This window comes from Paenibacillus xanthanilyticus (assembly GCF_042682185.1).
Taxonomy (GTDB): Bacteria; Bacillota; Bacilli; order Paenibacillales; family Paenibacillaceae; genus Paenibacillus_Z; species Paenibacillus_Z xanthanilyticus.
On the sequence record NZ_JBHUHA010000002.1, the window covers coordinates 684,458 to 696,303 of the forward strand.

At 57.6% G+C, this 11,846-nt stretch carries 7 protein-coding genes; all 7 read right to left on the reverse strand.

Annotated features, from left to right (window positions below; translation table 11 throughout):
• Positions 1-2: 2 nt before the first annotated feature.
• Positions 3-1,679, reverse strand: a complete 1,677-nt coding sequence (locus tag ACFSKT_RS20110; RefSeq protein ID WP_377718429.1) for a copper resistance CopC/CopD family protein — start codon at positions 1,677-1,679, stop codon at positions 3-5.
• Complete coding sequence (locus tag ACFSKT_RS20115; RefSeq protein ID WP_377718428.1) at positions 1,676-3,136, reverse strand: 4-hydroxyphenylacetate 3-hydroxylase family protein; 1,461 nt, start codon at positions 3,134-3,136, stop codon at positions 1,676-1,678. The genes ACFSKT_RS20110 and ACFSKT_RS20115 overlap by 4 nt, the downstream gene beginning before the upstream one ends.
• On the reverse strand, positions 3,129-4,046 hold the full coding sequence (locus ACFSKT_RS20120; RefSeq protein ID WP_377718427.1) for an ABC transporter ATP-binding protein: 918 nt from the start codon (positions 4,044-4,046) through the stop codon (positions 3,129-3,131). Before ACFSKT_RS20120 ends, ACFSKT_RS20115 begins: the two co-directional genes overlap by 8 nt.
• Positions 4,043-5,275, reverse strand: coding sequence for a 4-hydroxyphenylacetate 3-hydroxylase C-terminal domain-containing protein (locus tag ACFSKT_RS20125; protein WP_377718426.1), 1,233 nt, complete (start codon positions 5,273-5,275; stop codon positions 4,043-4,045). The genes ACFSKT_RS20120 and ACFSKT_RS20125 overlap by 4 nt, the downstream gene beginning before the upstream one ends.
• Before the next feature lie 341 nt (positions 5,276-5,616).
• On the reverse strand, positions 5,617-6,489 hold the full coding sequence (locus ACFSKT_RS20130) for a nicotianamine synthase family protein (RefSeq protein ID WP_377718425.1): 873 nt from the start codon (positions 6,487-6,489) through the stop codon (positions 5,617-5,619).
• Positions 6,490-6,683: 194 nt separating this feature from the next.
• On the reverse strand, positions 6,684-9,107 hold the full coding sequence (locus ACFSKT_RS20135) for a fibronectin type III domain-containing protein (RefSeq protein ID WP_377718424.1): 2,424 nt from the start codon (positions 9,105-9,107) through the stop codon (positions 6,684-6,686).
• A 179-nt stretch (positions 9,108-9,286) separates the two neighbouring features.
• Positions 9,287-11,656, reverse strand: coding sequence for a fibronectin type III domain-containing protein (locus ACFSKT_RS20140; protein WP_377718423.1), 2,370 nt, complete (start codon positions 11,654-11,656; stop codon positions 9,287-9,289).
• Between the last annotated feature and the right edge of the window lie 190 nt (positions 11,657-11,846).

The window sequence follows — 11,846 nt, forward strand, 5'->3', positions numbered from 1 at the left end:
CCCTATCGTTCGGTCTCGTTGTCGCTATAGAAGCTCGTTACTGTCACGATCTCGTTCAGCTTCTTATCTTGCACCCGCACCTCGAGCCTCCACTTACCCGGCAGCGCCAAATAACTGCCCTCGGTCGCGTAATTATAATCGTACAGACTGCCCGGGCCGCCTTCGGTCGGCACCTTGGCAAGGGGCACGTCGATCGGCGCGATCTCCGGCCGGTCGATCGGCTGCAAACGCAGCGTTACCTTCCTCGGACCATCGTCTCCTTCGGCCGACGCTTCCTTGTTGCCCGTGCTGGACACTTGCTTCAACCCGCCGATCGCCACCAGAAACTGATTCGTCGTCCCGGCTTTGTTCGGCGTGATAATCGCCGCGATATGAGCGCCGTCCACCTTCTCGTGCCAGAACAAGGGCCCAGTCGCCGCCAGCGGATTCAAGTACGTAAATACGGCCGTGATGCCGATTACCGCCGCGAATAAGCCTCCATCGAATATCAGCCAAGCCGACCCTCTTCGCAGCTTCCCGCTTCGTAACGATCGGCGCACGAAGGCGCCCGCGACGACGATCAGCACAACCGCGCCGGTCTTGGCCAGCATCAGCCTTCCCCATTGCGAGTCCAGCAGACGGTCGAAGCCGTTCGTGTACAGCGCCGCGGTTGCCAGTCCGCTGACGGCTAGGATGACGATCGCGACGAAGGCGGTGTGCGACAACCTGGCAGCGTCGGCTCCTTCCCCATCCGTGAGCCGTCTCGGCCCCGCGACCGCGAAAGCGAGCAGGACGCCCGCCCATAGGCAGGCGGCGACCAAGTGCAGCATATCCAATGCGTATGTAAGCGAAGGTGCGGCATATCCCATCGCATGCCCGTTCAAGCCCTTGGCCCCGAATAGCAGCATAATCCATAACCCGTCCGCGGCCCGCCGTCTGCCGGTCAGCCAGAACCCGGCTGCTGCGACGGGAATAGCTATGACGTAAGACAAGCCGATCGAGGTACCGAATAGGAGGTCCAGCCGCTCGGAGTCGTCGAAGCCAATGCTTAATTTGCCATAGTCCTGCCACGCGAGCAGCAGCAGCGCCAGGAGGTGGAAGCCGATAAGCAGCTGTCGCGTCAAGCCGTAACGCCGGCCGATCCGCTCCGCGACCGCTGCTGCGTATACACGCAAGCCGACCCACCCCGCAGCCGCCAGCAGCCCGGCGAAATACAAGCCGCGCACGACCCAGTATGGAATGTTGTCGCCGAGCACATGCTCTTCGTGGAGCCGGGAGGCCGAGACGTACCCTCGGATCGGTTCCGTCGTCTGTCCGACCGTGAACACGTAAGAGGCGCGTACGGGGTGGCCGTCCGCCGACAGCAGCCGATAAGCGACGGTATAGCTGCCGTCCGACAGAGGCGGGAGCGGCAAGCGCATCGACCGGCGATCCGCGTCCATCGCGGCTTCCCGCTTCGCGACGGGGAGCCCTTCGCGGTCGTACACTTGTATCGCGAATCCTTTATCCTCCAGCCGCTCGTTGAACTGCAGCACGATGGCCGATGGAGCCACCGCAAGCCGGCCATCCGGAGCCGGAGCCGCGTCCATAAGCGACGAATGGGCGGATCCGACGCCGCCGGGGAGGAGCAGCCATAGCGCCGCCGATAGGAAGATCGCGGCAAGAAGAGCGGTTGTCTTCCGTCGTAACGACTTGCTCATCCCGTAACGCGCGCGACCTTATCGAGCAGCGGCTGCTTGTCGTAGGCCAGATATTGACCGGCATACGTCCGCACCGGGTCGCCGGCATAGAACCGCTCGTATAGCTCGTGTCTCGCGCCGAGGCGGCTGCCGACCAAATCCCAGCTGAGCTTCAGCAGTTTGACCCGCTCCTCCGCGTCCCGGTCCGCGCCTCTGTATATTGTTCGGAGCTTGGAGCCCAGCGGGCCGCTTAGTTCGGCGATCGTGGACGGCACCTGAAGCATGCCGGCGCCAGAGAGCTGCTGCAGGATTTCCACCGCCCTCGGATAGTAGCGGTTGCCCAAGTTCTTGGCGGTGAGGATCGGCTCGAGCGCCGGTTCCCATACGCCGAGCGGATGAAGGGTGGCCCGATGCTCGGCGGACAGCAGCAGCGCCCGGATCGCCTCCAGCTGCGCGTATAGCTCCGCCAGCTTCTCCTGGACGTGCGCGAATTTGGTAATGCCGATCGATTCGGCCAGCTCCGTACCGACCGCCGCCATGAATTCGAGCTTGCTCGCCAGGCGGACGATATTCTCGTGCAAGCTGATCGCGCTCACCATCCGGTCCGAGCGGATGCGCCAGATCGCGTCCGGATCGTCTTTCACGAATACCCGCTCCCATGGGATAAGGGCGTCGTCAAAGACAAGCACGGCGTCCATCTCGTCGAACCGCGAACTGAGCGGGTGATCGTCCTCCCGGTCGGAGGCGAACGATTCGCGGCATATCAAATGCACGCCGGGGTGACTGGCCGGTATTGCGAACATGACCGCGTAGCGCTGCTCGTCATCCGTCTTCTTGCTATGTGGCGATACGACGATTTCATCCATGTAAGGGGCGCCGGTGCCGATCATTTTGGCCCCTCGGACGACGAGGCCCTCTTCCGTCTCGCGAACGATTCGAACCGCCGTGTACAAATCGCCGAGCTCGTGGGCCAGCTTCGTCCGATCGATCTGCGGATCATGGCCGGCTGCCGTCACCAGCAGGTCATTGTCCCGGACGTACGCGTAATAGTCGGCTATCTTTTGCGGGAAATAGGGCTGTTCCCGCGAGATGAGATTCCGTGCGATATACCAGCCGGTCAGCTGAGAGCGATAAAATCCGGCGACGCGGCTCATGATGCCGAAGGTGGCCTCCGACCAGATCCGCAGCCCTTCGCTTCGCCGGAACAAGTCTTGCTTCGATTCCGGAATCAGATAAGCGATATGCGCCTTCGCTCCGTTGTCGGTCTTAAAAGTCAATTGGGATTTGGTAGCTGGCGCGTCCTGCAAATCGAGCAGCGCCGCTACCGAGCGGACGGTCCCCCGAAACGCCGGGTGGCTGCGAATATCGGGGACGATCTCCCCGTCCAGCCAAACCCGACGGCCGTCGTTCAGCCGATCAAGATAAGCCTTGCCTGCCGTCATCCGCGTATTCGCCATCTTTATTCGTTCCTCAACCATGACTGCTTGCCGCCTTCTCGGGGAATCGCTCCGCTTCGTGCTCCGCGATCGGCTGCGGCTTGTATTCGGCTGCGGCAGCCGCCGCGCCTGCGATCGCGGGAACCTCTGCGGGCTTGCCCAGCTGCTGCGATTTGTCCACTTCGTCCTTTAAAATATCCCATGCCCGCTTGCGAAGCTGGACGAATGCCTCCGAATTGCGGATGTCCGCCGCGCGCGGCCGGGCAAGCGGAATGTCGATCAGCTCTTTCACCTTGCCCGGCCGCGCCGTCATGACGGCGACGCGGTCGGCCAAATAGATCGCCTCGTCCAGGCTGTGCGTAATGAACACGATCGTTGTCTTCTTCGCATCCCAGATGCGCAGCAGCTCCCCCTGCAAAATCTCCCGGGTCTGCGCATCAAGCGCCGCGAATGGCTCATCCATGAGCAGTACGTCAGGCGCGTAAGCGAGCGATCGCGCGATCGCGACGCGCTGCTTCATGCCGCCGGACAGCTCGTGCGGATACCGGTTCTCGAAGTCCTGCAAGCCGACGAGCTGAATATAGTCTCTCGCGATCTGCTTGCGCTCCTTCGAGCGGACGCCGCGAATCTGCAGCCCGACCTCGACGTTCTCCAGCACCGTGCGCCAAGGGAACAGCGCGTAGCCCTGGAACACGACGCCATGCTTCTTGTTGACGCCGTCGATCGGCTTGCCGTCTACCGCGATCTCGCCGGACGTCTGCTTGGATAGACCCGCTAAGATGTGGAGGAAGGTAGACTTCCCGCAGCCGCTCGGACCGAGTATGGCGAGAAACTCCCCTTGCTTCACGTCCAGATCGAAGTCATCCAGCACGGTGATGGCCTCTTTCTTCCTCGTCTCGGATCTCGTCGCGAATTCCATATGAACCGCTTTCGCCGATATTTTGACGGTCATATCTGCACCTCCGATTCCTCTTTGCCGTCCAAAGGCTGCATGGACTGCCAAAATTGTTGATACCTTCTCCGGAGCAGATGCACCGGATAGTGACGGTACAGCTCCTGCGATTTCGCCAGCGAATCGCCGAACGCATGCTGCTCGTGAAGCTTCGTTCGGGTGGACGCCTCGCTTCCCGTCAGCCCCCAGGCCAATTGCAGCAGCGAAGGCTTGCCGTCGTTGGGGGAAGTCGGCGACGCGTTGTTCGGATTCGCCAAGAATGCGGCAGCGCCGATCCGCTGCAAGGCGCGTACCGCCTTGCCGTAGCTCTCGTCCGCGATTAGAAGCGCCGCATGAAGCGGAGCCGGCGCGGGCAGCAGCACGCCGGCCGGACTTGGCCGGGCGCAGAGCTCCGCGGCGTGAAGCAGCGCCTTCAGCGTCTCGATCCCTTGAATCAGCTCGCCCAGCTCGCCTTGGATGTGCAGCTCTTCGCCGCGTCCCGTCTCCTCCGCCAGCGCGAAAGCGGTGCCTGCAAGCAGTTCGATCGCGTCAAGCTGTCTGGCTGCCCACTGATAGTCGGCGAGCGACTTGACCAGCGGATGATCCAGCAGCCGCTTCAGGCTGTCGGCATCCTCTCCAGTCCACAATCTCTCGGCCGGAATCCGAACGTCTTCATACGCCGCGACGACAGGGCCGCTCTCCGAATGAGCGGAGCCGTTCCCGGCAGGGATTAGCCGCAGCCCCTCCGTCCCCTTCTGAATAAGCGCGGCAACCGTCGGGTGCGCTGCGCCTTCTTCGCGGATGAAAAGGAGCAGCTCGTCAGCGAACCACGCGCCCGCTCCGAACGTCTGCCTTCCATGCAGCCGAATGCCCCCGCTTGCCTCCGACTGCATGATAGGCCGGCTGTCGCCAAGAGGCGCGATTGGATGCAGTGAAGTTGTGATCACGGAACGCTGCCGCTCGCTCTGCTTATAAAGCTCTCTCCAAGCGCCGGTTGTGCCTCTCTCCTCGGCGCGTACGAAAGGTTCATGCGCGTCCCACCCGGCAAGCAGGGAATGCGCATAATCGGTCCAGCCGTCCGCGAATGCCGAAGCGCCATCCGTAGGTCCCCAAAAACCCGACCGCTTATTTCGCAGCTCCTCCGTCGTGCGCGGCAGCAAATAAGCCTGCCGGAGCGCGCCATCCTGCCATAGCGGGGTGCGGTCGCCAAATGAAGATTCGATCGTCCCCGTTGCTTCATTGATCGCCATGCTAGTCCTCCCCGATTCCTTCTCATGTCCATTCCTGCTCGGATCTCCGAGCGCACAAAAAAACCGGAGACCTCTCATCGCATTCGATGGCGTCTCCGGTCGTCCGGTATCCCTCTAATTCCTACTGGATTAATATGCATTTCAATGAGTTGATCCTACCATGGTTGCGTACACTCGTCAACCGTAATTTGGAAGACGCTCGAAAACGGATATCATGCTCTAGAAGTAAAAACTTCCGCGCGAAATTTCTGTCTTTCTGTTTAGCCCCGACAGCCATCGACGGCAAAAAACGCAGCCGCGATGACCGGCTGCGTCCTCTATCCTTATGAAAGCCGGCGAACTTAATCACGCTGCTCCATAAACAAGGTGGAGTTGACCACCAGCCCCTCTTTGGGCGAGCTTCTCCCCAACAATCTCCATCCCGCTTGCTCCAGCTGGGCTTCGTCGACGGATTCATACATGAGCTGCCGCATGCCTTCGGCCGTCCGTACGGCAACCAATGGATCTGGAGCGGTACGCTTAATTCGACGAAGCACCTCCTTTTTGTCGGTAACAAGGCTCGCGATGAACACTCTTCTACACGCGCTATAGTCAAAGGTTTCGCCATTCTCATGGACAACCTTCACGTTATCCGCTAAACCAAGCCGCTGCAGCAATCGGCGCGAGGTTTCAAAAGCCACTTCATCCTTTTCTAGACAGATGACATCGACAGCCGTGTAAAGATGAAGAAGGACGGCACTAAGCGGCATCGGTCCGCTTCCAACAAAAACGATCGGCGTGCGGATTCGTTCAGGCCGGGTAAACTTGCGGATGAAATGCACTTCCTGACCGACCAGCGCTTCATAAATGCTCCAGCTGGGTAACTGCTTCATTCTATCCAGTCCGTGCTGATGATCGGATTGGCACAATTCCCGGGCATAGAACAGCTCTGCATGACGTTCACATTCAGACAGCTTGGCAAGCAGAAGGGGATAGATTCGTTGAATATGCGGGCTGCTCAGGACTTCCCGAACCTCAACGGGCGAGAATGGCAGCAACAATTGCTGCTTCAGATGCTCGATCAGAGCAGTGACGTTCAGATTCGAAGGCGTTAAGTCACGTTCCCGTTCAAGAAGCTCGTAGACTTCACGAATATATGTAATGAAGTTCGTCATGATCTGATCTCTCGATTCCTCGCTAGCGCAGCCCTCAGATACGGACAGATCACGGTCCACATGCAAACCTCCTCTCCGCTCGCGCGTTCATGTACGTTTTACTATATTCGGCGGATTCTGATCTAGACGGGATGAGGGTTAATTCTCCTCGGCTTAGTTGACAGCATTCCATTAGATGGCAATCGCTCCATCGCCGTCGACAGCAAGAAAGACACCTCTTGTCTGCCGGAGCAGGTACAAGAGGTGTCTTCCAATCATTGAGGAGGCAGCGTCGTCACGGTGACGGACGGACCGTCCGTCGACCAGTTGCCGGCCGCATCCCGGGCTTCGACCTTGAACGTGTAGGTCCGGTTCGTGTTCAGACCCGTGATCCCCTTCGTGCGTGTGTTCCCGTCCACCTCGGCGACGACGTTCGTCCCGTTCATGATCCGATACCCGGTAACGCCGACATTATCCGTGGCCGGCGTCCAGCTGATCAGCGCGATGACGGTGGTCGTCCCCCCTGAGGTCGCCTTGCTGCCCGCCGGCCAGGTCGGCGCGGTCGCATCGACGCCCGGCTCGTGCAATGTCTTCACATTTACGGAAGGTCCGTTGACCGTCCAGTTGCCAGCCTTATCTCCGGCTTCGACCTTGAAGGTATAGGTCGAATTCGTCTTCAAGCCGGTCACGGCCAAGGTACGTACATCCGCCGTCGTTTCCCCGATAAGATAAGGGCCCTGATAGATACGATACCCCGTTACGGCTCTATTGTCCTCCGCCGCGTTCCACGAGAGCGTCGTGCCGGAAGTCGTCGTACCGCTTGCCTGAATCGCGCTTCCATTAGACCATACAGGCGCCGTGGTTTCCCAGTTCAGACCGTAGATCGCGGGACTCTGTATCGTCGTCGACACATTGCCGTGTACATCCACTGCGCGAACGGCAAGACGGTACCCGTAGATGTCGGTCTTAGGAAACTTCATCGTGCGATCGAAGGTAAAAGAAGTCGTGTCCCCAGGTATCGTGGCTACCCAATGGGAAGCAGTCTGTATCGGCCAAGAATCTGTGTCTAGAAACAATTCATAGGACGCGACTGCCGAATCATCCATGGCCGCCGGCCAATGCAATTGGATTGTTGTATCGGTCTCGTCGTCGATCGCCACCTCGCTGTTCGCGTTCGTCCAGCTCGGAGGATTCGCTTCTTCCGGCGGGCTGACCTTGAATAAGGCACCGCCAAGCAAGGAGTACCAGCTATCTTCATGCCACACCAACTTAGCATTCCGCTCCGTCGCGCGGAAGGAAGCGTATCCTGACGCATATGGATGCTGAATTTGGGTTTCGTAATGAAGCTCAAAAGGATTATAATAAGCAACGCCTCCATTACCCGCTGCCCCAATGGTCTCGATTCTCTCCGATGGGAATGTTCGGGTAAACGTCATTTCGCCGGATGGCGAAATAACGATCATTTCAGTATGCAAGAACTGCCTGTCGTCACTGTATACGCTGCGGTTATAGGCAATCCATCCGTCTTGTAACCAAGGACCTTTGATGTCTTCGCCGCTGCCAAGCGACAGTTCCTGGCCGTCTGACTGGCGTCGGATAATATCACCTGTTTCACCGTAACTGGAGTATAGAGACGAGGAATAATATACGATATCTTCCCCATCGAACCCCACGATGGAATTAAACGTTCTCTTGTCGCTGATTACTTGCAGCTGTCCCGACTGATAAAGGTATAGATCCGAGTATTGAACGTCCCAAGCCTCTGTGTAGCCTTCGCCGAACGAGAGCAGCACCCGGCCGTCATCGGCGATCTCCGTATCATATAAATCATTCATATCGCTGAAATAGGAATACCATTCATCCGGATGATAATCGTAACGGAGCAATTCCTCCTCGATCCCCGATGATAAACGATGTAGGATGATCGCGGAATTTTTTGAGCCCCCCACCGGTTTGCAGTACAACAAGTAATCTCCGTTCGCATCCAAGCATCCTCTTGTGCTCTCCAGCTGAGTCAGCGGCTTGTTTGGACTCCATACGACGAGGCGGTCAACGGTGGATTGGAAGGCTGCGCCATCTCCTGTGAAGACGGCTCGCTTGGGCAAATGGGTCTTGTCATCCAAATACACCGGCGCGGGGATAAGTTCGGTTAAGCCGCTATCCAGTCGCTTGAGCCCTAATTTAGCGGCGGCATGATCATAGTACAAAACGCGCCCCTGCTTGAAATCGACGTCCAGCAGGGTGGCGTTCTCGACCTCCAGCAGCTTGTCGGCATTCGGACTGGCTTCCAAGTAGACCGGTTGCTCGACCTTCGTCGTTTGTCCCAAGGAATCGACGGCCGTGAAGATCAACCGCGTGACTTCCTTGCCGGCCAAGGGCTCCAGCGATACTACTTCGTCTATGGCTGGTTTATAGTCGACGAGCACCATCTTCAGATATTGTTTGTCCCATGCCTCAACCTTAATCTTGCACAGGTAACCTAACGCATCCTTGCAGCTGGCTTTGATCGGCAGCGTCGGCGTCGCGACCTGACGCGGGAACGGCGCATTGATGGTAATGGTTGGTTTGGGATGGGACGAGGTGTCCGCGGCGGCCGTCAAGACCGCTTCCGGCTCAGGAGAATTCGCGTAAGCAGCAGGCTGGCTAGCAAAGGCTGCAATGAGAATCGCGAAGAAAGCAAGACGAACAGTACGAAGCATAAACTCAACATTCCTCCTTTTTTGATACATTACGTATCATCAAAATCATCATAACACCTCATGATTTTGAAAACTATCCTTTATCATCCATTTACAATTATCTATTCTTGTCTACCGCCATCTCGCAAAAAAGAGAGACCTCTTGTCTGCAGGAGGCAGATACATGAGGTCTCTTCCAATCATTGAGGAGGCAGCGTCGTCACGGTGACGGACGGTCCGTCCGTCGACCAATTGCCCGCCGCATCTCGGGCTTCGACCTTGAACGTGTACGTCCGGTTCGTGTTCAGACCCGTGATCCCCTTCGTGCGTGTGTTCCCGTCCACCTCGGCGACGACGTTCGTCCCGTTCATGATCCGATACCCGGTAACGCCGACATTATCCGTGGCCGGCGTCCAGCTGATCAGCGCGATGACGGTGGTCGTCCCCCCTGAGGTCGCCTTGCTGCCCGCCGGCCAGGTCGGCGCGGTCGCATCGACGCCCGGCTCGGGGATTGTTTTCACATTAACGGAAGGGCCGTTGACCGTCCAGTTGCCGGCCTGATCCCCGGCTTCGACCTTGAACGAGTAGGTCGAATTCGGCGTTAAGGCGGTCACGGCCAAGGTACGTACATCCGCCGTCGTTTCCGCGATGAGATAAGGTCCCTGATAGATGCGATACCCCGTTACGGCTCTATTGTCCTCCGCCGCGTTCCACGCGAGCGTCGTGCCGGAAGTCGTCGTAGCGCTTGCCTGAAGCGCGCTGCCGCTTGGCCAACCGGGTGCCTGCGGATCCCGATAAAAACCATAGAGCATCGGACTTGCTATGGTCGTGGAGTAATTCCCATAGCTATCTACAGCTCGAATGGTGATCTTGTATAGGTATGCATTCGTTATGCGATCCAACGTGTAGGAGGTTTCGTTGCCTGGAACTTTGGCTATCCAACGTTCTTTATCGCTATTCTGTAGATCATCCAAAAACAATTCATAATAAGCGATTGATGAATCATCCGAAGCGGCTGGCCAATGAAGATCAACCGTCGCGTTGGTTTCGTTGCTCGCCGTCACAACGCTGCCTGCGTCCGGCCAAGACGGACCATTGGCTTCTTCCGGTACGCTAATCTTGAACAAGGCGCCTCCTAAGATGGAGTACCAGCTATCTTCATGCCATACTAGCTTGGCGTACATATTTGCGGCACGGAAGGAAGCGTAGTTATCCCCATAGCGATGACTAACTTGGGTCTCGCCGCCATATCGATGGGCGACGTCTCCATTGCCCCCGACAGCCACGGCCGTTCCTCTATATTCCTCGGCAACCGTCGTTGTGCCGTCCGGCGAAATGACGATAAGTTGGGGCTTGTAATTCCAATTGCCTAAGTCTATGGAATGGCTGTAGGCGACCCAACTATCTTGCAGCCAGGGACCATAAACGGATTCACCGCTGCCAAGCGACAGTTCCTGGCCGTCCGGACGGCGACGGAAAACCTCGCCAGCATCAGCGTTAAACGTGCCCCCGGGGTACCAGGAATAGTACACAATATCGTCGCCGTCGAACCCCGCGATGGAATTGAACGTGCGCTTGTCGCTGATCATCTGCAGCTGTCCCGACTGATACAGGTAAAGGTCAGAAAATTGGATGTCATGCCCCTCCGTGTAACCTACGCCGAACGAGAGCAGCACCCGGCCATCATCGGAGATTTCAGCTTCATATAAGTCGTTCATATCACTCCAGTCTAACGGGTAATAACCGTAACGGAGCAGCTCTTCCTCGGTCCCTGCGGTTAGCTGTTTAAGGACAATAGCCGCATTTTTCGCGCCAGTGACCGGTTTGCAGTACAACAAATAGTCGCCGTTCGCTGCCAGGCAACCGTTCGTGCTCTCCAACTCAGACAATGGCTTGTCCGGACTCCATACCACGATACGGTCTTCCGTAGATTGGAAAGCTACGCCGTTCCTTATGAAGACGGCTCGTTTGGGTAAATGCGTACTGCCATCCAAAAACACCGGAGCGGGGATGAGAACGGTGGAGCGGCTATCCAGGAACTTAACGCCCAATTTAGCGGCGGCATGATCATAGTACAAAACGCGCCCCTGCTTGAAATCGACGTCCAGCAGGGTGGCGTTCTCGACCTCCAGCAGCAAGGCGGCATTCGGACTGGCTTCCAAGTAGACGGGTTGCTCGACCTTCGTCGTTTGTCCCAAGGAATCGACGGCCGTAAAGACCAACTTTGTCACTTCTTCGCCGACTAAGGACTCGAGCGACACGACTTCGTCGATCGAGGGTTGATAATCGACGAGCAGCTTTGTTAGATTATAGGCGCCCCACGCCTCTACCTTGATCTTGCACAGGTAACCTAACGCATCCTTGCAGCTGGCTTTGATCGGCAGCGTCGGCGTCGCGACCTGACGCGGGAACGGCGCATTGATGGTAATGGTTGGTTTGGGATGGGACGAGGTGTCCGCGGCGGCCGTCAAGACCGCTTCCGGCTCAGGAGAATTCGCGTAAGCAGCAGGCTGGCTAGCAAAGGCTGCAATGAGAATCGCGAAGAAAGCAAGACGAACAGTACGAAGCATAAACTCAGCATTCCTCCTTTTTTTGATACATTATGTATCACTAAAATCATCATAACACCTCAGGATTTTGAAAACCATCCTTTATCATCCATTCATGCATAACTCTCTACCGTAACGCCGTATCCGCAGCGGCTCCGACACCGGCATCTCGCAAAAAAGACGCCTCTTGTGCGCGGGAGCAGGCACAGGA

Bases quoted from the DNA above. Each gene is read 5' to 3' on its own strand.
- ACFSKT_RS20110 (WP_377718429.1), bottom strand. From the start codon at position 1,679: ATGAGCAAGTCGTTACGACGGAAGACAACCGCTCTTCTTGCCGCGATC.
- ACFSKT_RS20115 (WP_377718428.1), bottom strand. From the start codon at position 3,136: ATGGTTGAGGAACGAATAAAGATGGCGAATACGCGGATGACGGCAGGC.
- ACFSKT_RS20120 (WP_377718427.1), bottom strand. From the start codon at position 4,046: ATGACCGTCAAAATATCGGCGAAAGCGGTTCATATGGAATTCGCGACG.
- ACFSKT_RS20125 (WP_377718426.1), bottom strand. From the start codon at position 5,275: ATGGCGATCAATGAAGCAACGGGGACGATCGAATCTTCATTTGGCGAC.
- ACFSKT_RS20135 (WP_377718424.1), bottom strand. From the start codon at position 9,107: ATGCTTCGTACTGTTCGTCTTGCTTTCTTCGCGATTCTCATTGCAGCC.
- ACFSKT_RS20140 (WP_377718423.1), bottom strand. From the start codon at position 11,656: ATGCTTCGTACTGTTCGTCTTGCTTTCTTCGCGATTCTCATTGCAGCC.